Consider the following 19,798-nt stretch of genomic DNA (forward strand, 5'->3'; position numbering starts at 1 on the left):
AATATAATTAGTTCACTGTGGGGCTAAAAGTAGTTATAAAATAATTGATTAATGCTACTTCCATAGGCATAAAAATGAGCAAGATTATTCATAATATAGCTATGGAGGTGTTATCTTGAAATTATCAATACATGAGGCAAGTAAATTAATAGGTGTGGCTGTGTCAACTATGAGAAGATGGGAAAGTGAAGGTCGACTTATACCAGAAAGAACGAAAGGTGGTCATAGAAGGTATGATAGAGATGCTTTATTAAACTATAAATATCATAAGGAGAATATAAAACTTACAGTGGGTTACTGTAAAGTGTCATCTTCTGATCAAAGAGAAGATTTAAGTAGGCAGGTCAAAACTGTATCAGATTATTGCGCAGCAAAAGGATATCAGTTTAAAATTATACAAGACTTAGGTAGTGGTCTTAATTATAAGAAGAAAGGCTTAAAAGAGCTAATTGAATTAATCTGCCACAAGGAAATTGAAAAAAGTAGTTATAAATTATAAAGATAGACTTATAAGATTTGGTTACGAAATAATAGAACAGCTGTGTTTCATTAATGATGTAGATATTGAAATAATAAATTATAGTGAAGATAGGAATCATGAAGAAGAACTAGTAGAAGACGTATTATCTGTTATTACAGTATTTTCAGCAAGGCTCTATGGAAGTAGAAGTCATAAAACAAAGAAGATAACTGAAACTAATAAGAAACTGTTTAAAGAGGAATTGTTAGAAGAAGCCCAGTGATATTTATACATAGCTTTCTAAAAGGTATAACGGAGGTGAAGTGGAGTGATATTTAATCGTAGAGTTGAGGTTATATTTTCAAAAAAAGATATAGCAGTTTTAGACGGTCAGTCTAAGATATGTAACTGGCTCTATAATAAGCTGCTTGAAATATCTATAAAAGATTATACTGAAAATAATAATGGAAAAAACTTACTTCACGGAAGGAACCTCAGAGATTTAGTTCCAGTTTTAAAAAGAGAATGTAACTTTTTAAATACTGTTCATTCTTCACCTTTAAAAAATACTGCACTAAGGCTTAAGGATTCCTATATTAGCTTTTTTGATAGGGGTAAGGGTTTTCCACACTTTAAAGCATGGAAAGATAATTGGTTTTCATTGTTCTACGATGAACCTAATAAAGGGTTTAAAATATTAGATGGAAATAGCCTTCAAATTAGTCTTGGAGCGGATGAACTAAAAAATAGATTAAAGGTAATAGGGAAGTTAAAAGAAACCTTATCCCTAAGAAAAGAGGATAAAATTAAAAACTTTAGACTATGTAAACATCAGGGAGAACGATATTATGCTGTGTTTTGTGTAGAAAGGGAAGAGGTTAAACCTAAAGAGATTAATAGTTGGATTTCCATAGATCCAAATCATAAAAATTTATTTGTAGCAGTTGATAATAAAGGTGTAAGCTATGAATTCCGTAAGATAACACAATTAAAATATTGGGATGGAGTTATAGATAATATAAAGTCAAAAAGAGATCTATGCATGAAGAAGGCAAAAGTAAAGACTACAGAAAATGGGACTGAATATTTTATTCCTAGCACTCGATGGTCAAGGCTAAACAGAGCCTTAAACAGAGCATATAACAGCAGACGAGAACAAATTAAGTCAGCATGTTTTAGTATAGCAAACTGGTCAGCAAAGAATTATGATTACATAGCCTTCGGGGACTATACTCCTACTTTAGATAATGCCATAGAAAGTAATATGCATAGAAGTATGTTGAATCAAGAAGTTATAGGATCATTAAGAAATATAATGAAATGGGTAATGCAAAGAAGTGGTAAAAGATTTTCCATAGTAGATGAAAAAAACACTACAAGTACCTGCAGTATCTGTGGATATAAAGAAAAGAAAGATCCAAGTATACGAGAGTTCACTTGCCCAATGTGTAATCATACTTTCAATAGAGATATAAATAGTGGTATAAATATAGCTAAAAAAGATAGAATATTGTCTGGCTCGGACTATGTAGGTTGGAATTTATCAAAGCCTACATACACTGCTATGTGGAATTTTACAACTGGTAAAGTTCTATTTACGGGCTGCCTAACTAAGTAATTAGATAGGTAGATGAATTAAATTAGGAGGATGATACCTCCTAAGCAGAAGTTACTCAAATGACTAGCTTAAAGTATGTTTGAGTATATTTTGTAGAGCGGGTGTTCACCTATAATTAAAGTCTGATATAATAGTATTAGGTCAGGTGATACTATATAAAGGTATGGGAAATATTTTAATGAAGGGGATTAAGAGCACACATTAAGCATAGAAGATGCAGTAGATGAACCTGAAAGATTTAGTGCCACCCACGTGGCAAGTGGCATTTTTTAAAAAGATATTTAGATTTATATATAAAAAATAGGGGGAAATTATGTCTTATAGAATATCTGATTTAATAGAAAAACTTATAAAAATTGAGGAAGATGGAGTGGAACTGTATACTACTATTGAAAAACAGTTTCAAGGATCTTTTCCACAAATAAGTATAGTTGCTAAAATTTTAGCTAACCAAGAGAAGAAGCATATAATATATTACCAAGAGTTAATGAAAAATATTGAAGAAAAAATGAATTGTGAAATTGATTTTTTTCTATATGATAAAGCTGCAAAGCAATTGTTTGAATTTAGGAATCATATTCATATTCATAAATTAGGTGATGTTAAGGACTTAATACACTTTGCTGTAGATTTAGAAAAAAAGAATATTGGACTGCTTTTGGATATACAAGGAAAATTATTTGAAAAGTTAGAAGATGTATCCGATGAGGTATATAAAGTTTTAACAAAAATAATTGAAGAAGAAAAACACCATGAAAATATGTTGGAAAAGTTCAAATAAGCGGTAGCAAGAAGAAGCTGTTTCCAATTTTTCCTATGGTGTAATAGCACTTACAAAGATTGAAAGCAAAACTTTCAATCTTTGTTGCTAAGACAGGGAGCAGTTCATTTATATAAATATCCCCCACATCAATATCCATATTAAAGATTGATGTGGGGGATCAGTGTTAATTTATAAATAAACCTTTATTTGATTTTATTTGATTTCAAGTACATCTTCAAGTCATTCTTAAGCATTAGTAGATAGCTAGGAATTGCGTATAATAGTATACCCATCTTCAAAATATCTGGAACATAGCCGCCAAGTAATACTTCTAATCCATCACCAAAATAGTAAGCACCAAGTCCTACTAAAAATAGATTTAGGATATAAAATACTAAGCCTATATTAAGATGTGCAATTCCTTTAGATACAACGTAAACCAATAGGGCTGCACTCACTAAACCTAATAATGATGAAACTGCTATTAATAAAGTGGAGCCAGTTGAAGTACTAGTCAAAATAAATAATATTGCTTCTAATAATTCTCTAAAGAATGTTATAGCAGCAAGAATAAATACTCCCCTCTGACTTAACGAAACCAATTTTTCATTTGCAGTAGTGATAAAAATCTTATTTTTCCTTAAAAGTACCACGCTATATAGAATCAACCCAGCTAGTACTAATCCTAACATACCATCAAATAATTCTCCTGTGGGGCCATTTAATAAAGCAACTTGTGAAAATATTATAAAGCCAGTTATGGCTGCAATGAACGTTCCTAAAATTCCACCAAGGAGAGCGCTTTTGCTCATACCATATAGTTTATGTCTGTTGAAATAAACTACAAGGGGAATTATAACCAAGAAAATTTCTATACCTTCTCTTAAGCATATTATAAAAGGTGCAAACATTGTTAATCGCCTCCTATTGCCGACATTTAGTCTAGTTTGTACTATATGATATGATAAAATTGAATTTTAGTGTATTCATGCACAGATTTTATATCAACATAGCTTAAGGGAGTTTAAAGGAAGGTCAGCTTCTGATTTAATATACTTTTACTACCAGATTTTTATAAAAGTACATTGACATATAATAAAAGGTAATGTATTATCTAAATAGGTAACATGTTACCAGTATTTTGTTGGGAGGTAATATTTTGAGCAAAATTGAATCTTTGAAAGATCAAAAATTTGTTTTTGGATCAGTGCAAATAGTAGCAAATAAAATAGATACTTTATTAGAAAGAGAACTTAAAGAATATGATATTACATTTAAACAATGGTTTTTGACTATTGTTGTAGAAAATACCTTTGATACACCTCCCACAATAAAAGAAGCAGCAAAAGCAATGGGAAGTTCTCACCAAAATGTAAAGCAAATAGCGTTAAAGCTTGAGAAGAAGGGGCTAGTTGCTTTGGAAAAGGATAAAAAGGATGCTAGAGTTACAAGGATTAGACTGACAGAGCAAAGTTACAAGTTTTCTGAAAAAATACAAGCAAAAGCAGCAACTTTTACACAAGCATTATTTAAGGGGATTGAGAAAGAGGATATGTCAAAGGCAAGAGCTGTGCTGCAGAGTATGATGTCTAATTTAACTGGCATGGACTAAACTGAAAAGACAGAATAAGTTTTAAAGTGAAATAAGTTAAGGAGAATGAAAATGAAAAATAAGATGAGGAGTAAAAAAATTATGTGGATTACGTTGGTAATATTGGTTTTGATAATAATAAGCGTATTTATTTTTTTAAAAATCCCTTATTCTAAAATAAAAGCAGATTTTAATAGTGCATCCACTACCTTTATGAAGAAGGCAGTTCCTACCAATGAGATTTTTACAAAAGAAGATATTAAAGATTTACCTATACCTGTAAAAAAATATTTTAACTATTGCGGTTTCATAGGTACTAGAAAGATGTCCTATATGAAAGCAACATTCAAAAATGTAACTTTTAAAACGGGGAAAGATAAACCTACGCTGAGCATCGATTATACACAATACAACTTTGCAAGTAAACCAGACAGAATTGCTTTCATTGACAGTTCTATGTTTGGTATTCCGTTTCAAGGGTTTGACTCTTATTTAAACGGTGTTGGGAGCATGAAAGGTGTAGTTGCAAAGTTTTATACTATGTTTGATCAAAGAGGTGAAGCAATGGACAAGGCAAGTCTAGTAACCTATTTAGCGGAATGCTTTATTGTACCAAGTGTTGTTTTGCAGGATTATATTACATGGGAAGCTATTGATGAAACACATGCAAAAGCAACCATATCTTATTATGGAATTTCGGCAAGTGGTATTTTTACTTTTAATGATAATGGAGAAATGGTTTCTTTCACAACTAATGATAGAGTAGCGACAGAAACCGATGGAACAACAAAAAAAGTACAATGGACAGCGATTTGTAGTGATTATAAAGAGAGTAACGGCATAAAAAAACCAACAATTTTGAAAGCAATATGGCATTACAACGAGGGTGATCAAGTTTATTTTAACGGCGATGAAATTCAAATAGATTATGACTATAATATGTAAAGTTTTTTTGTACGTGTAATTCACATATTCAGAGTCAATGGTTTTTGTGAGTATATTGAGTCAATTCATATTATTTAGATTATTTTTAAGAAAATTATGGTGAATTTGATTATATTTTAGAAAAGTTTGATATAATGAGAATTGTAATACTAGATTTTAAAAAAGAGGGGGATTATATTATGTTTTCGGATAAAATAGTAAAGAATTTAAGCAACTCATCATGGATTAGAAAAATGTTTGAGGAGGGTGAAAAACTTTCTTCGATGTATGGCGCAGATAATGTTTATGACTATAGTCTTGGAAATCCTTATGCAGAACCTCCAGCAGAAGTATTAGAATCACTAAAAAAACATATTTTGGGTGATGAAAAAGGAATTCATAGATATATGAATAACGCTGGATATCCAGAGGTTAGAGAGAAAATAGCACAGTCACTAAAAAAAGAAAGTAATGTTGAGCTTAATGCAAATAACATTATAATGACGGTTGGAGCCGCTGGTGGATTAAATGTTGTATTAAAATCACTACTTAATCCTTTAGAGGAAGTTATTGTTTTTGCACCATATTTTGTAGAATACAATTTCTATGTTGATAATAATGGAGGAAAAACAGTAGTAGTACCTCCAGACACTTCAAATTTTGAACCGGATTTGGATATATTTGAAAAAAGTATTACAGCAAAAACAAAAGCCATAATAATAAATAACCCTAATAATCCAACAGGGGTAGTGTACCGCGTTGAAACTATTAAAAATATTGAGCAGATTATAACAACAAAAGAAAAGGAATATGGAACTACTATATTTGTTATTTCAGACCAACCATATGCTGAAATCGTTTACGATAATACTAAGGTTCCAGGACTACTTTCTATTTTTAAAAATGCTATTATAGTAAATTCTTTTAGTAAATCCTTAGGTCTTGCTGGTGAGAGAATAGGCTACATAGCTGCCAGTAGCAGAATTGAAAATGTAGAAATTCTTATAAATGCTTTAAGTTTTTGCAATCGTACTCTTGGTTTTGTAAATGCTCCAGGATTATTTCAAATGGTTGTTGGAGATTCAATAAATGCTAAGATAGATGTTACAGAATATGAAAAGAGAAGAAATTTTCTTTATGAAAAACTAACAGGATTAGGCTTTGAATGTGTAAAACCTCAAGGAGCTTTCTATCTTTTCCCAAAAGCATTAATTGAGGATGATATAGAATTTGTTAAAGCAGCTCTTAAGTACAACCTATTACTTGTTCCAGGAAGTGGGTTTGGATGTCCAGGATATTTTAGAATGTCTTATTGTGTAAAATTTGATATGATTGAAAAATCCATTGCTGCTTTTGAGAAATTAGTTGAGGAATTCAAATAAGAATATAGTGCCACCCAGGTGGCAAGTGGCAAGTTGAAGTTGTAAGTTGTAAGCTGAAAATGAAACAAAATATATATTCATACAAAATTATTATTTTGTATGAATATATGTTTATAAAATAGTAAAAAGCTGATTTGAATTTTGTTTAATTTAAGTCAAACGCTCCATCTTCATATCTAATAGTTAAATTTTATATACTAGACGGTTGACACAATCCCTTTATAACAACTCTTTTCTTAATTGTTCTCCTGATTTTGGAGATAAATAACTAAATGGTATATCTAATACGCTGCGAGCTCCTCTTTGGCCTTCATTATGTAATCTGTAAACTGCTCTTGCATAAGCAACTAGAACACTAGCAGTAAACTCAGGGTTACTATCAAGCTTTAAACTAAACTCCATTTTCTGATTTGAATCCTCTCCTGTAACTCCTGTTCGAATAGAAAATCCACCATGAGGCATACCCGTGTGATTCATTTTCAGTTCTTCTTCAGTTATAAAATTTACTGTTGTGTTATAGTCCTTAAAATAATTTGGCATGCATTTAATTTCACTTTTAATATCATCTAAATCTGCTGCAACTTCTGGTACAACATAGCAAACTCTTTCATGTTTATCCTTAGTTAAAAGCTCTACATCTTTTCCGCTACGCACTATATCAATAGCACTTTCAACAGGCACTGTATACTGAATGGCATCTTTAACGCCATCTACTCTTCTAATAGCATCTGAATGTCCTTGGCTTACACCTGTTCCCCAAAAGGTATGAGTTTTCCCAATGGGAAGTACTACCTCTCCTAGAAGACGATTTAATGAAAATACTCCTGGATCCCAACCAACAGATATAAGTCCTATAGTACCAGCACTTTTAGCTACCTCGTCTACTTTATTAAAATAATCTGGTATCTTTGCATGGGTATCGAAACTATCTACTGTATTAAACATTGATGCAATCTCCGGTGTCTGATCTGGTAAATCAGTAGAAGAACCGCCACAAAGAATCATAACATCAATTTTTCCTTTATAACTTGCAACTTCTGAAATATGTATCACTTTTGATGGGGCTATTACTATATCAGGATTTCTTCTTGTAAAAATAGCCTCTAATTGAAAATCAGGATTTTGTGCTAAAGATAGTTCTACACCTTTTCCAAGATTTCCATACCCTATAATACCCACTCTAATCTTATTGCACATTCAAGTCTCTCCCTTATGTAAATCAATTTTAATTTTATAATAAGGTTATCATATTTTATGGCTTTTCACACTATTTTTTTATAATTAATAAGCTTATTATTATCAATGTTTTAAAGGACATATTGTAGGAACTCTTAGCTTTAATATTCTTTTGGTGTTATATAGTCTAATAAACTACGAATTCTATGGATATTATGACAGTTTATAAAAAATAAAGAATAGTTAGAATCTCTTCGGTTGGCCTTTGGTTATGTTATAATATACCTAAGGTGATAATATGAGTAAAAACATTTTAAAAAGTATAATATCTCAGTCAAATAACATAGTGTTCTTCGGCGGTGCAGGTGTGTCTACTGAGTCAGAAATACCGGACTTTAGATCTGCAACTGGGTTATACACCACAAGTGCCAAAGGGAGTTATTCTCCTAAAGAAATATTAAGTTATTCATTTTTTATTAATCATACAGAAGAATTTTTTAAGTTTTATAAAGAAAAAATGATATATCCACAGGCTAAACCCAATGCAGCTCATTATGCGGTTGCTAAATTGGAAGAGCGTGGAAAGCTACAAGCAGTTATAACTCAAAATATTGATGGTCTCCACCAGATGGCCGGTAGCAAGAAAGTACTTGAGTTGCATGGAGCAGTTCACCGCAACTATTGCATGAAATGCGGGGAAAATTACAACGTTAATTTTGTGCTAGAGTCCGATGAAGTTGTACCAAAGTGCACTAAATGCAAAGGCATAATAAGACCCAACGTCACACTTTATGAAGAATCTTTAGATAATATTGTTTTAGAAGATTCTATAGAATACATATCAAAAGCTGAAACACTAATAGTTGCTGGAACCTCATTACTAGTATATCCTGCGGCAAGTTTAATTCGTTTCTTTAATGGTAAAAACTTGGTGCTAATTAATAAATCTGCTACAAAATATGATAATATTGCTAATGTAGTAATAAACGATAGTGTTGGAAAAATTCTATATAGTGCCAGCCACATGGCAAGTGGCAATTTATAACTTGCCACTTGTCACGTGGGTGGAACTAGCTAAGGCGGCTGTCATAGAGGGGAGCTAAAGAATATTCCGGAGACCCCTTTTTTTGAAGAGCTAAAACAAGGATTTACTAATGTTCCGATCTTAAAGCGATAACTATTGGTATAATTGTATATAAAAAAAATTCATTGAGAAAGTTAAGTTAGTTTATATTGAATATAAAGCAAGGAAAATGTGAAAAATTAGAAGATAGTTGATAGGAGTGATACCATGAGAAACATAATAGAGGTCCGGAATTTTGTAAAAAAATACGATGAATTTACAGCAGTGGACAATGTGAGCTTTGAGGTAGAAGAAGGCAGTATTTTTGCATTTTTGGGACCTAATGGAGCAGGTAAAAGCACTACCATTAATACACTGTGTACCATATTTAATAAGACTTCAGGAACGTTAATCATTGATGGGAAAGATATTTCAAAGGATAAAGATTATGTTAGAAGTGTTATTGGGGTTGTTTTTCAGGAACCAACATTGGACAATAAAATGACCGTTGTAGAAAATTTAATTATGCATTGTCGCTTTTATGCTATCCCCAAAAGTGAAGCAGATGAACGTATCCAATTTGTATTAGAGTTAGTAGATTTACTGGATTGGAAAAAAGCAATGGTAAGCAGTCTTTCCGGCGGTATGAAACGTCGTGTGGAAATAGCTAGAGCACTACTTCATTATCCAAAAGTATTATTTTTAGATGAGCCTACTACAGGGCTTGACCCCCAAACTAGGGCTCATATGTGGGATTATATAGTAAAACTTCAAAAGGAGAAAAATATTACCATTTTTCTAACAACACATTACATGGAAGAGGCCGAGATTTGTAGCAAAGTTGCAATTATGGATGCTGGAAAAATTGTTGCACTGGACTCCCCATATCACTTGAAGCAACAACATACAAAAGATAGGGCAAATATTACAACCACCGATGAGGCAGGACTTGAGGAACTTCTTAGCGCAGCAGGTTTTATATACGAGAAAAAAACTGGTTATTACTGCGTCGAAGTTAATGATCTACAAAAGCTTATGGAGATAATAAGTGAGCAAAAGGCTTCCATAACAGATTTGGAGATTAAAAAAGGTACATTGAATGATGTGTTTTTAGAAATTACTGGAAAGGATATAAGAAAGTGAGGAATTTATGGATATTATAGTAGCATTATGGTTTAGAAACATTAAAATTTTTGTGCGTAATCGTGTTCAACTGGTTTTCACTATTGTCATGCCCTTTTTCTTTTTATTTGTGTTTAGCTCCATATTTAAAAATCAAAATATAGAAAATCCAGTAAACTATATGCTAGCTGGTATTGTTATAACCACAGTATTTCAGACCTCTCTTACCGTTGCCTCTAGTACAATTGAAGATATTGTTTCGGGATTTATGAAAGAGGTGCTAGTAAGCCCCGTTAAACGAATCCAAATAGCGGCAGGTCAACTATTATCAGCAGCAACTATAGCAACCTTGCAGGGTATTATTATTTTATTTATAGGCTATTTTATAGGACTTAAGTTTACATCTTGGGTAACGCCATTTGTGGTAATAGGTGTAATGATTTTAGTTGGACTTGTATTCTCAGGCCTAGGACTCTACATAGCTACTCTCGTAAAGAATTCACAAACCTTTCAAGTTGTGATAACTGCTATTACAATGCCACTTACATTTCTTTGTGGCGCATATATACCGCTTTCATTGTTACCAAAGATTTTGCAATATATTGCTTATCTAAACCCAATGACCTATACAACAGCATTTTTTAGAACCATTATACTAGAAAAGACTTCTTTAACAACAGAACAATTAATATCAGAGCAGCTTGCTTTTAAAATAGGAAGTTTTGTAATTACCCCTCCTATTAGCATGGCAATTGTAATAATTTTCGGAATGATATTTTTACTGTTGTCCACCTATGTTTTCTCAAGGGTAGATTTTTCAAGAATTAATCGATCAAAGAGTAAGGAAGGGGATGTATGGAGCTAGTGCCATCCACGTGGCAAGTGGCAAGTTTAACTTGCCACTTGTCACGTTGAAGCACTACCTAAAATTTTCTACACCAATTCCAAACTTCGTTAACAGTTTCAACTTTAAAACCTAAATCTAAGTAAAACTTCTGGTCTCCTCCAAGCATTCCTCTGCACTTAGGTGCCATCTTCATAACACGGTTGGCAGCCTCACATATCAATGCTTTTGCTATTCCTTCACGTCTACACCACCATACAACTCCAAGTGGTTCTAGTTCACAATAAGGCATTTTTTCATTGTACCAGATGATAGCAAATCCCACTGGTTTTCCTTCCTTATCTAATATGCACAAATCAAGTTCTGGCTTGTACCCTGGCATTGTTCTCAAATCATGAAAGCCTATTTCACCAGTTTCATATGTTGGAAGTGTATAGTTGAAAGAAAACATATGGGAATTTGAAAGGAAAAAATCTGGTGTTTGGTTTCCATCCGCTATGGTATATCCCTCTGGAAGCACAATATCAAATTTCTTTTCTGGAAAGGGAAGTATAAGTGCCCTATTCGCATCCTCAGATAATGTATACCCTCTTTCATTAACCATCTTTTTCACCAAATCATATTCTGGTGGAATCACTAGATGTAAACGTCTGGTCTTATTTTCATAGTCTTTTGTACCTCTTGTAAAACATGACAAATGTGTTTCTGCATGATGAAACATACTCTCAAGTAGGTCTCTATCACGTTGCCTTTCTATAGAATCAAAAAGGAAAAATCCATCAGCGTTCCATACTCCTTCGCAGATAACTGCTGCTATAATATCACCATCGTCATGCCATATCCCAACAGTATGTCTCCAATTACCAACTATATTTGCCCAGGCACTATGAACTCCACGGGAAAACTCATGATGACTTAAACCCCAGGGTGGATTACCCCATTGATAACTTGTTAAAATAAGTTTTTCTAATTTTAAAAAATCTTCATCCCTATAATATCTAAAAGAAATACTCAAAATATCTACCCCCATATCCTTAAATAAGTGCTTTATATAATTTTAATATTTCACCTATTAAAATGAAAGATAATAAATATTTCTATATCATTCTTTATACAAAAGCTACTATCCGTTAAGCAGATAGTAGCTTAAATCTATATACCTTTTTTATATACAATTTTTTTAATACTACTCTCTGAAAGAAAATATTCTTCAGCTAGATTACTAATGGTGCATTTGCTAATAAACTTACTGAGTATTTCCGCATTTCTGCTGTGTATATAATCGAGGCTTTTAGATTTCTCTCCCCACTTTTTCCTTATTTCAGGCGGAGAAGGGATGTATATGTACTCACCTTGAATGTATTTTTGAATTTCTTTAATTAAATTATCTGGTAAAATTGTATCAACTCTTAAATAGTTCATAAAGCTCAGCTCCTTAATTTATTGTTTAAGCTAAGGAAGCAAAGCCTGTTTATGTATGAATTTACTTAAGTAAAGCGACTAAATAGTCATCTCTGTGCAAATTGTCGCCAAAGTCATACCTACAGACTTTGCACAGAGTTTTTTGAGCATTTCCTTATTCATGAGATACATGTCCATGTTATCACACTCCAAATTAGAATTAATTGAGTTTTTTCTTATATGCTAGTTCAGAACACTTTATTAGTTTGTCCTTATTTGATTATAGTATATAATAATGTAATTATTCAAGTATTTTACTGTATATCAATGTAAACTATAAAATGAACTATAAAATAATATAGTATTAAATTATTGTAAAATAAAATGTTATCATGTGATAACATTTATTGTATTTGGTTACAATATATAGTATACTTATCGTATACTATATTAATTTATAGAAGGGAAGGAAAAAATATAATGGCAGTAAAATCTACAATTGATGAAATAAAAGGAAGGTGTTTGTTTTGAAAAAAGAACTGTTTTGTCATGTATGTGATGATTACAAAGTCATTGATGTAGTTAGAAAAAATGAAGTATATATGGTTAGAGATGAAGAGATTGAGATACAATCAGAGGTAAGCACTTGTGTTTGCTGTGGTGAAGAATTATTTGATAAAGAATTAGATGAAGCTAATATAGAGAGAGCATTTGAAAAATACAGAAAAAATCATGGGTTATTAACCTCTAATGAAATAAAAACAATTAGAGATACTTATGGATTAAGTCAAAGAGCTTTTTCTAGGTTGTTAAAGTGGGGAGAAGTCACTATGCATAGGTATGAAATGGGTGCTATTCAAGACAAAGCCCATAATAATATTCTCATGCTTTTAAAGAATCCAGAGAATATGTTGAATATATTAAATAATAATCTAGGTGTTTTATCTTGTTCAAAAGAAAAGAAATTAAGAGAAAGGATAGATCTGCTGTTATCAGAAAATGCAGTAACTGAGCTAGAACACAATGTGATAGAGAATGTTAAAAGTAGAAATGATATTTTTAGCGGGTTTAAATACTTCGACTATGAAAAATTTAAAAGCTTAGTCATTTATTTCGCACTTAATGAAACAAAACTTTTTAAAACAAAACTTATGAAGCTACTATGGTATGCTGATAATATATTTTTTAAGGAGAAGACAACTTCCATAACTGGTATGCAATATGCATCCTTGCCTAGGGGACCTGTAATTGAAAATAGAAATTTACTATTAGGACTTCTTGAAAAACAAGGTGTTATTTCTATAGTTGAAGATGAAGATACTAATGGCGAATACATCCTTTCTGAAACTGATAGTTGTGATATATTTCTTGAGCAAGATGAAATAGATATAGCTAAAAAAATTAGTGAAAAATTTAAGAACTTTAATTGTAAGCAGATATCTGATTATTCTCATGAAGAAATAGGTTGGAAGGAGAATAGAGTTGGGTCTTTAATTTCATATGAATATGCAAAGTATATAAATTTAGATTGAATAATCATTGGTTACATTTTCAGTACATCTACATACTATAATATTGTAATCAATTTTATGGAGATTTCTATATGAGCAAAATAAATGAGGAAATACCAAACACAATACAGCCAATACAACAATACCCTTACTGCATGAACTGCCCATTGATGTGTGAAAATTCTTATATGCTACGAGATCAAATGATGTATGAGTACAATGGTGAAGATTTTGTAGATGAAGGTGCAGATGAAGGTGAATATCGTCCTGGTCCAGGAGGCGGGCACGGACCTGGTGGCGGACAAGGATCTGGAGGAGGGCACGGACCTGGTGGTGGGCATGGACCTGGAGGAGGACAAGGACCAGGTGGTGGACATGGACCTGGAGGAGGGCATGGACCAGGCGGCGGACAAGGACCTGGGGGTGGACACGGACAAGGTGGCGGATATGGACATAAAGTATGGCACGGACATCCAGGATATTACGGCAATAATTACTATCCCGATATTAACTACTATTATTTTCTTTTATCACAGTTTTATCCTTACTATCCTTATAATCCATACTACGATTATTACTATAATGCCTATTAAGAAGGGTTAACTTGTAAACTAAAAGGCATCAAAGATAGAATACTAATGCGTAAAAACTATGCTAGTTAAGTTATTTAGCATAGTTTTTTTGTAATATATTAAATTTATATTTAAAAAGGATAAACATAAGTAGTGCATCTATTGCCCATTGCAATGCTGTAATCCACCATAAGGCTGTAACCTGGTATTTTAGTATATGTATAAAATAATATGTTAGTGGCAATCTTATAATCCAACTTGTAAAACAAGAAATAAAAAATGGCGTCTTAACATCTCCAAGCCCTTTTAATGCCCCGGCAAAGACTAGTGACATACCTATAAATGGTTGCTCTGCAGCTCCGATGGCAAGGCATCTACCTGCTAAATAAGCAACTTTTTTTTCGTTTTCCCCCACAAATAAATTCACCAAAAGGTTTGGCATAAATAAGAATATAATAGCAAATACACTCATCATAAACATGGCATAAAAAGCACAGTTCATGGCAGTCGCATTTGCTTTTTTATAATCCTTTTTTCCTATATTAAGTCCTACCATTGTAATAACTGCAATGCCAAATCCGATACCAGGCATGACTGAAATTCCTTCTATCATATTAGCTATTCCATCAGCAGCAAATGCAATACTGCCAGATCTAATTATAATAGCAACACATATCAATTTGCTAACACTAAAGGCTGCTTCTTCTAGCGAACAGGGAATAGCTAATTTTAATATTCTTTTAATATCTTTAGAATAAATACTGAAGATGGAAAAATTTTTAAACGTGATTTTAGCCTTAAAAGCGACATAGTAAGAAGAAAAAATCAAGCCACATAAATATGCAATTGTAGAGGCAATGGCACTTCCATCTACGCCCCTAGCCTTAAACATAATACCAAAAATTAATAAATAATTAAAAAGCATCTTTAAAGAAAATACAATTAAAGAACATATAAATGGTATAAAAGTGTTCCCGTATCCTATTAAAACAGAATTTAATAGCATCATATTCATAGAAAAGAATAAAGCTATAGAATTGATTTTTATAAAGGAATATCCTGTTTGTAAAATTACATTCCTAGCCCCAAGTATGTATAGAATTTCTTTTCCAAAATAATAAATTAAAATTGTGATTATAAAACAAATGATAGCACCTAAAATAAATCCTATGGCCGCAAATTTTTCCGCAACTTTATATTGCTTTGCACCCACAAGTCTTGAAACAAGCGAAACAATACTTATACAAACTCCACCTGAAATAAATATGCCTATAAATGCATTTGTTAAACTATTACTTATACCCACGGCAGTTACTGCAACATTTCCACCATAATTTCCAATCATCATCAAATCAAAAATAGACATTAAAGTATATATTGTTATCTGCGCTACTACAGGTAATGAAGTATTTAGTACATCATTGGTCGTAGATTTACTCACCATGCATAAGCTACCTCACAAAAATTATTTGCCATTATTAAGTATATTAATAAAACTAATTTTAATGAATAACTTCTCAAGATTTCAAAGTAATACATATATTATTTTTGTAAGAAATCTTAATAATTTGGAATACTAAATTAGTGCTTAACTTTTATTATTCACATAATTTGGAGGTGTATAAGTTTATGAGAAATGCTATTCACAAAACTAGTATGTCTATTATTATTTTATCTTTTACATTATTGTTTTTTTCATTTATTTATAAATTCAATAATTTTTACACTAATAAAGATATATCTGTTTCAACTATTGCGGCTATAAATCCAGATCAAACTGAAGTAACAAAGCTACTTGAAGATATTTACAAGGATCGTTGCTCCATGTTTATTAGTAGAGACATTACAAACCTGTCTAGTTACTATGACCTGTCTCAAAAACTTGGAAGGTGGAGTCTGGAACATGAAGTGAAAAGATTTAAATATTTTAATGATTGGTCAAGTCAAAGAGGTATGGATTTTATAAAAGTTGAATCTACACCCAAAGTTAGAAAAGTAGTTGCAACCCCAAGAGGTATACGTTTATTGGTAGACGAATATTATAAATTTGAGTATACATATAAAAATGATACGGCACCTATTACAAATGCCTTTGGTGTAGGCTTAATACACTCCATGGAACTAATAAAAAGTGAAGAAAAATGGGTGATATATTCTGATTGGTATTTAGATTGCTTTGAAGATGCTTTGAAATCATATTCTGGAGAATTAAAAGATCTAAAGCTTGATAAAAATATACAGACTATTTACGCCCTAGGTAATTGTCCTAAAATAATAACTGAGGCAAAAGTCACTTCTAAAGGTTGTTATAACAAAACTAACGCGGTTAAATATGCAGATAAATACTGTGGAATACCATGGGCTAGTGAGGGGTTAGTAAAATATAATAAAAAGTACACAAACTATACAGGAAATGGTGGGAATTGCACTAATTATGTGTCTCAATCAATTGGAGATAAGGATGGTGGTGGTCTACGATTTGATAGCACTTGGAAATATGAAGGCGCTAGCGGAACATCAGCATGGGTTAATGCTGATGCCTTTAAAAATTATTTAATTTATAGTGGTAGAGGAAAAGTACTAGGTAAAGGCACCTTTGCCCAGTTAATTGCTCCCCTTCCTGGCTATCCATGTGGCGCAGTGCAAAAATTGGATATAGGCGATCTTATTTGTTATGCCAAAGGTAACGATATAGATCATTTTGCTATAGTTACAGGTTTTGATAATCATGGTTACCCTCTTGTTAATACACACACTATTGATAGATATCATGTACCTTGGGACTTAGGTTGGGGAGATAAAAATATTAATTTTTATTTAATACATTTAAAATAAAAATAAGGTTAACCTTTCATGGATGGATTAAAGCTATAGCGAAGAATGCAAGGAACTAATCTTAGTCTATTAACTGTGCATGTATATATGGAATATATGTTATATGTAGTATAATTAATATTATATGCTTTAGTATAAAGGATATATAAATTCTATTTTTGTAATATATATTAATAGTACATTTAGTCAAGGGAGGAGCTTAATTGAAAAATTTAGAAGAATACTCTAATTCTGAATTAATTTCATTGGCATTAGCATCATCATTTATAATTGCAGAAAAAACTGATCTTGCTCAGCAAAACGTATTAGGTAATTTTTATCAAACTGTTGGGCAGGTTGTTTTATTGATTGCAGCACAGAATCAAAATATCCAAGCACTAGAAGAAAATCCATCTGAAATTGATAAAAGTATTAGTAATGACTTACAAAAACAGATAGATGAACTTAAGGAATATGTTGAAAAAATGAAAGAGAATAATCTTAAAAACTAATAAAATTAATATCTTATTTTGACTATAATAATATTTAAAAGAGGTATATAATGAAAAAAATAGAAGAGTGCACACCTTATGAGTTAGTTTCCTTAGCAAGTGCCTTAGCGGTTATAATTTCTAAAGATCTTAATGTTAATCAACAGAATGTCATAGGTAATTTTATATTGAGTGTGGGAGTAAATATTTCCACTATTGCTTCTCAGTCTGAATATTTAAATGAGAAATGAAGAATTATTAAAAAGATTAATCTATAATCACAACAATTCGGAGGTGATATATTGTATTTTGAATATGGTAACAAGGAAATTGAATTCTTAAAAAGCCGTGATAAGTTGCTGGGCGAGGCCATTGATAGAATCGGGCATATAGACAGGCCTGTTAACAGTGATCTTTTCTCCTCCGTAGTAAATCATATCATTGGCCAGCAAATCTCCACCTCCGCCCAGGCCACCATATGGCAAAGGCTTAATGACAGAGTTAAGATTATAGATGTGGACAATATATGTTCATTGGAACTTGAGGAGCTTCAAAAACTTGGAATGACCTTCAAGAAAGCTGGATATATCAAAGATTTTGCGGGAAAAATCAAAAGTAAAGAATTCGATATCAATGCACTACATGAGATGTCTGACGTGGAGGTTATAAAAGAGCTTTCGGCACTGAATGGAATCGGTATATGGACTGCTGAAATGCTGATGATTTTCTCTATGCAGAGGCCTGATGTTTTAAGCTTTGGGGATCTTGCAATTCACCGCGGAATGAGGATGCTATATCATCACAGAAGCATTGACCGTAAAAAGTTTGCAAAATATGCAAGGCGGTACTCGCCCTATGGAACTGTGGCAAGCCTTTATATTTGGGCAATTGGCGGAGGCGCCATTCCAGAAATGAAGGACTATGCACCAAAAAAGAAAAAAGTGGTGGCAAAGAGAAAATAAATATGAGATAGAATATTTAAAAGCAAAAGGTATTCAATTTCCTGATTTACTTGCTAATAGCATGATGAAGGAAGAAATATTTTTATCCTTGATGGTTAAAACTTATGAGGTACTTGGGGGAAAAATTGATATTTCTAAAGTAAACCCTAAAAATGAAACCAGTGATGAAATGAAGAAGATGATCTTGCTTGGAGTATACAACGCCAATTTTACTAACAATGACATGTCCACCACCAATATGGATTAGGGTGCTGTGGCCTATTGGCTTATAAAGATGCAGGATGCGGTGCAAAAACGCTTATATTTTAGAGAAGATTCTACTGCAAATACTGGGGATTTACTTAGACGAATCAGTGTGATCACCGCACTACATATGTGGACAAGGGATGCCGAAGAGGTTAAAACTTTATGCAATTAGTGATTTAATAAAAGGTAAAGCATCATTAGAACAGGCACTAACTAAGCTTATGTAAGCAGTAGCGATGATTAAAAGAATATAAAATTGGCTTGTCGTAAATAGACAAGCCAATAAATCTTTCTTTGATTATTAAAGTATGGTAAATATATCATTGCTGAACTATTATACTTAGGGAGTATCTCAGCATTTCTGCTGTGCATAATAAGATTATTGAGAATAAATTCTAACAGTTTATTTAATTTGATTATTAATTATGGCTTTTGCATCATCAAGTAACTTAGAAGGTACGTATATATAGATTTCAGAATTGCCAGGAAAACCATAAATGCCGTCAACACCATTACATTTTTTTAATGAAGGTATACCAAAAGCGGTTAGTTTGGATTCAATTATTCTTGCATCAAAATCCTTACCAACGGATATTAGAAATGCTTCAGTGTCATTTTCTTCTATTGATTTATCTTTTGTAGATTCAAGTACTTCTACTAATTCACATCCACAGTCGCTACAAGTTGTAAATCCCTCACGATATTCATATTTGCATTTTGGACACCATGACATATTAACATCTCCCTAAAATAAATTTAATCACATTTCAGAAGGTAAGTCGCTCACTTATGTAAGTGAGAAGAGCGTGATATAAGAAATAGGAAACTTCAGTGATAGTCTACTTATATGCTAATTAT

At 32.1% G+C, this 19,798-nt stretch carries 21 protein-coding genes and 1 pseudogene; 16 read left to right on the plus strand and 6 right to left on the minus strand.

Going from position 1 to position 19,798, the window contains the following annotated elements; translation table 11 throughout:
- Positions 1 to 169: 169 nt before the first annotated feature.
- The 3 genes and pseudogenes from LGK97_RS01945 to LGK97_RS01955 all read left to right on the plus strand — a co-directional run bounded on the left by LGK97_RS01945 (position 170) and on the right by LGK97_RS01955 (position 2,859).
- A pseudogene (locus LGK97_RS01945) lies at positions 170 to 743 on the plus strand (IS607 family transposase).
- A gap of 45 nt (positions 744 to 788) precedes the next feature.
- Positions 789 to 2,078 carry an RNA-guided endonuclease InsQ/TnpB family protein gene (locus tag LGK97_RS01950; protein WP_226258053.1) on the plus strand — a complete coding sequence of 430 codons (1,290 nt, stop codon included), beginning with the start codon at positions 789 to 791 and terminating at the stop codon, positions 2,076 to 2,078.
- A 313-nt stretch (positions 2,079 to 2,391) separates the two neighbouring features.
- Positions 2,392 to 2,859, plus strand: a complete 468-nt coding sequence (locus LGK97_RS01955) for a ferritin family protein (RefSeq protein ID WP_226258054.1) — start codon at positions 2,392 to 2,394, stop codon at positions 2,857 to 2,859.
- Between the two features lie 185 nt (positions 2,860 to 3,044).
- On the opposite strand, the gene LGK97_RS01960 is transcribed toward LGK97_RS01955, so the two are convergent.
- Positions 3,045 to 3,752, minus strand: coding sequence for an FTR1 family protein (locus LGK97_RS01960; RefSeq protein ID WP_226258055.1), 708 nt, complete (start codon positions 3,750 to 3,752; stop codon positions 3,045 to 3,047).
- A gap of 248 nt (positions 3,753 to 4,000) precedes the next feature.
- Between LGK97_RS01960 and LGK97_RS01965 the strand changes: the two genes are divergently transcribed.
- The 3 genes from LGK97_RS01965 to LGK97_RS01975 all read left to right on the plus strand — a co-directional run bounded on the left by LGK97_RS01965 (position 4,001) and on the right by LGK97_RS01975 (position 6,738).
- Entirely contained in the window at positions 4,001 to 4,453 is a 453-nt protein-coding gene (locus LGK97_RS01965) for a MarR family winged helix-turn-helix transcriptional regulator (RefSeq protein ID WP_226258056.1), read from the plus strand.
- A 51-nt stretch (positions 4,454 to 4,504) separates the two neighbouring features.
- On the plus strand, positions 4,505 to 5,377 hold the full coding sequence (locus tag LGK97_RS01970) for a DUF6544 family protein (protein WP_226258057.1): 873 nt from the start codon (positions 4,505 to 4,507) through the stop codon (positions 5,375 to 5,377).
- Between the two features lie 179 nt (positions 5,378 to 5,556).
- Complete coding sequence (locus LGK97_RS01975) at positions 5,557 to 6,738, plus strand: pyridoxal phosphate-dependent aminotransferase (protein ID WP_226258058.1); 1,182 nt, start codon at positions 5,557 to 5,559, stop codon at positions 6,736 to 6,738.
- 219 nt (positions 6,739 to 6,957) lie between these two features.
- On the opposite strand, the gene LGK97_RS01980 is transcribed toward LGK97_RS01975, so the two are convergent.
- Positions 6,958 to 7,935 carry a diaminopimelate dehydrogenase gene (locus tag LGK97_RS01980; protein WP_226258059.1) on the minus strand — a complete coding sequence of 326 codons (978 nt, stop codon included), beginning with the start codon at positions 7,933 to 7,935 and terminating at the stop codon, positions 6,958 to 6,960.
- Between the two features lie 277 nt (positions 7,936 to 8,212).
- On the opposite strand from LGK97_RS01980, the gene LGK97_RS01985 reads away from it, so the two are divergent.
- The 3 genes from LGK97_RS01985 (at position 8,213) to LGK97_RS01995 (ending at position 10,964) form a co-directional block, all read left to right on the plus strand.
- Positions 8,213 to 8,959, plus strand: coding sequence for an NAD-dependent protein deacylase (locus LGK97_RS01985; RefSeq protein WP_226258060.1), 747 nt, complete (start codon positions 8,213 to 8,215; stop codon positions 8,957 to 8,959).
- Positions 8,960 to 9,205: 246 nt separating this feature from the next.
- On the plus strand, positions 9,206 to 10,120 hold the full coding sequence (locus LGK97_RS01990; RefSeq protein ID WP_226258061.1) for an ATP-binding cassette domain-containing protein: 915 nt from the start codon (positions 9,206 to 9,208) through the stop codon (positions 10,118 to 10,120).
- A gap of 7 nt (positions 10,121 to 10,127) precedes the next feature.
- Positions 10,128 to 10,964, plus strand: coding sequence for an ABC transporter permease (locus LGK97_RS01995; protein ID WP_226258062.1), 837 nt, complete (start codon positions 10,128 to 10,130; stop codon positions 10,962 to 10,964).
- A 58-nt stretch (positions 10,965 to 11,022) separates the two neighbouring features.
- On the opposite strand, the gene LGK97_RS02000 is transcribed toward LGK97_RS01995, so the two are convergent.
- The gene (locus LGK97_RS02000) at positions 11,023 to 11,958 is read right to left on the minus strand and encodes a GNAT family N-acetyltransferase (protein ID WP_226258063.1); all 936 of its coding nucleotides are present in this window, start codon (positions 11,956 to 11,958) and stop codon (positions 11,023 to 11,025) included.
- Positions 11,959 to 12,095: 137 nt separating this feature from the next.
- Positions 12,096 to 12,365, minus strand: a complete 270-nt coding sequence (locus LGK97_RS02005; RefSeq protein ID WP_226258064.1) for a CD3324 family protein — start codon at positions 12,363 to 12,365, stop codon at positions 12,096 to 12,098.
- Between the two features lie 506 nt (positions 12,366 to 12,871).
- On the opposite strand from LGK97_RS02005, the gene LGK97_RS02010 reads away from it, so the two are divergent.
- Positions 12,872 to 13,876: a type II TA system antitoxin MqsA family protein gene (locus LGK97_RS02010; protein WP_226258065.1), complete on the plus strand. Its 1,005-nt coding sequence runs from the start codon at positions 12,872 to 12,874 to the stop codon at positions 13,874 to 13,876.
- 71 nt (positions 13,877 to 13,947) lie between these two features.
- Entirely contained in the window at positions 13,948 to 14,448 is a 501-nt protein-coding gene (locus LGK97_RS02015; RefSeq protein WP_226258066.1) for a hypothetical protein, read from the plus strand.
- Between the two features lie 70 nt (positions 14,449 to 14,518).
- Here the strand turns inward: LGK97_RS02015 and LGK97_RS02020 are convergent, their stop codons facing one another.
- The gene (locus LGK97_RS02020) at positions 14,519 to 15,871 is read right to left on the minus strand and encodes an MATE family efflux transporter (protein ID WP_226258067.1); all 1,353 of its coding nucleotides are present in this window, start codon (positions 15,869 to 15,871) and stop codon (positions 14,519 to 14,521) included.
- A 185-nt stretch (positions 15,872 to 16,056) separates the two neighbouring features.
- Here LGK97_RS02020 and LGK97_RS02025 point away from each other — a divergent pair, with 185 nt between their 5' ends.
- The 5 genes from LGK97_RS02025 (at position 16,057) to LGK97_RS02045 (ending at position 18,941) form a co-directional block, all read left to right on the plus strand.
- Entirely contained in the window at positions 16,057 to 17,262 is a 1,206-nt protein-coding gene (locus LGK97_RS02025) for an amidase domain-containing protein (RefSeq protein WP_226258068.1), read from the plus strand.
- A 203-nt stretch (positions 17,263 to 17,465) separates the two neighbouring features.
- Positions 17,466 to 17,753: a hypothetical protein gene (locus LGK97_RS02030; RefSeq protein WP_226258069.1), complete on the plus strand. Its 288-nt coding sequence runs from the start codon at positions 17,466 to 17,468 to the stop codon at positions 17,751 to 17,753.
- A 50-nt stretch (positions 17,754 to 17,803) separates the two neighbouring features.
- Positions 17,804 to 17,983 carry a hypothetical protein gene (locus LGK97_RS02035; protein ID WP_226258070.1) on the plus strand — a complete coding sequence of 60 codons (180 nt, stop codon included), beginning with the start codon at positions 17,804 to 17,806 and terminating at the stop codon, positions 17,981 to 17,983.
- Between the two features lie 51 nt (positions 17,984 to 18,034).
- Complete coding sequence (locus tag LGK97_RS02040) at positions 18,035 to 18,694, plus strand: DNA-3-methyladenine glycosylase family protein (RefSeq protein ID WP_226258071.1); 660 nt, start codon at positions 18,035 to 18,037, stop codon at positions 18,692 to 18,694.
- Entirely contained in the window at positions 18,654 to 18,941 is a 288-nt protein-coding gene (locus tag LGK97_RS02045; RefSeq protein ID WP_226258072.1) for a hypothetical protein, read from the plus strand. Before LGK97_RS02040 ends, LGK97_RS02045 begins: the two co-directional genes overlap by 41 nt.
- Before the next feature lie 402 nt (positions 18,942 to 19,343).
- Here LGK97_RS02045 and LGK97_RS02050 read toward each other — a convergent pair whose 3' ends face one another.
- Positions 19,344 to 19,673, minus strand: coding sequence for a hypothetical protein (locus LGK97_RS02050; protein WP_226258073.1), 330 nt, complete (start codon positions 19,671 to 19,673; stop codon positions 19,344 to 19,346).
- Positions 19,674 to 19,798: the final 125 nt, after the last annotated feature.

The sequence above is a fragment of the Clostridium sp. CS001 genome, assembly GCF_020443565.1.
Taxonomy (GTDB): Bacteria; Bacillota; Clostridia; order Clostridiales; family Clostridiaceae; genus Clostridium_AD.

What these genes read in the sequence shown, in the direction of transcription:
- LGK97_RS02020 (WP_226258067.1), bottom strand. Translation starts at nt 15,871, where the DNA reads ATGGTGAGTAAATCTACGACCAATGATGTACTAAATACTTCATTACCT.
- LGK97_RS02045 (WP_226258072.1), top strand. Translation starts at nt 18,654, where the DNA reads ATGCACCAAAAAAGAAAAAAGTGGTGGCAAAGAGAAAATAAATATGAG.
- LGK97_RS01990 (WP_226258061.1), top strand. Translation starts at nt 9,206, where the DNA reads ATGAGAAACATAATAGAGGTCCGGAATTTTGTAAAAAAATACGATGAA.
- LGK97_RS01955 (WP_226258054.1), top strand. Translation starts at nt 2,392, where the DNA reads ATGTCTTATAGAATATCTGATTTAATAGAAAAACTTATAAAAATTGAG.
- LGK97_RS02005 (WP_226258064.1), bottom strand. Translation starts at nt 12,365, where the DNA reads ATGAACTATTTAAGAGTTGATACAATTTTACCAGATAATTTAATTAAA.
- LGK97_RS02025 (WP_226258068.1), top strand. Translation starts at nt 16,057, where the DNA reads ATGAGAAATGCTATTCACAAAACTAGTATGTCTATTATTATTTTATCT.
- LGK97_RS01980 (WP_226258059.1), bottom strand. Translation starts at nt 7,935, where the DNA reads ATGTGCAATAAGATTAGAGTGGGTATTATAGGGTATGGAAATCTTGGA.
- LGK97_RS02035 (WP_226258070.1), top strand. Translation starts at nt 17,804, where the DNA reads ATGAAAAAAATAGAAGAGTGCACACCTTATGAGTTAGTTTCCTTAGCA.
- LGK97_RS01960 (WP_226258055.1), bottom strand. Translation starts at nt 3,752, where the DNA reads ATGTTTGCACCTTTTATAATATGCTTAAGAGAAGGTATAGAAATTTTC.
- LGK97_RS01970 (WP_226258057.1), top strand. Translation starts at nt 4,505, where the DNA reads ATGAAAAATAAGATGAGGAGTAAAAAAATTATGTGGATTACGTTGGTA.
- LGK97_RS01975 (WP_226258058.1), top strand. Translation starts at nt 5,557, where the DNA reads ATGTTTTCGGATAAAATAGTAAAGAATTTAAGCAACTCATCATGGATT.
- LGK97_RS02015 (WP_226258066.1), top strand. Translation starts at nt 13,948, where the DNA reads ATGAGCAAAATAAATGAGGAAATACCAAACACAATACAGCCAATACAA.
- LGK97_RS01985 (WP_226258060.1), top strand. Translation starts at nt 8,213, where the DNA reads ATGAGTAAAAACATTTTAAAAAGTATAATATCTCAGTCAAATAACATA.
- LGK97_RS01995 (WP_226258062.1), top strand. Translation starts at nt 10,128, where the DNA reads ATGGATATTATAGTAGCATTATGGTTTAGAAACATTAAAATTTTTGTG.
- LGK97_RS02050 (WP_226258073.1), bottom strand. Translation starts at nt 19,673, where the DNA reads ATGTCATGGTGTCCAAAATGCAAATATGAATATCGTGAGGGATTTACA.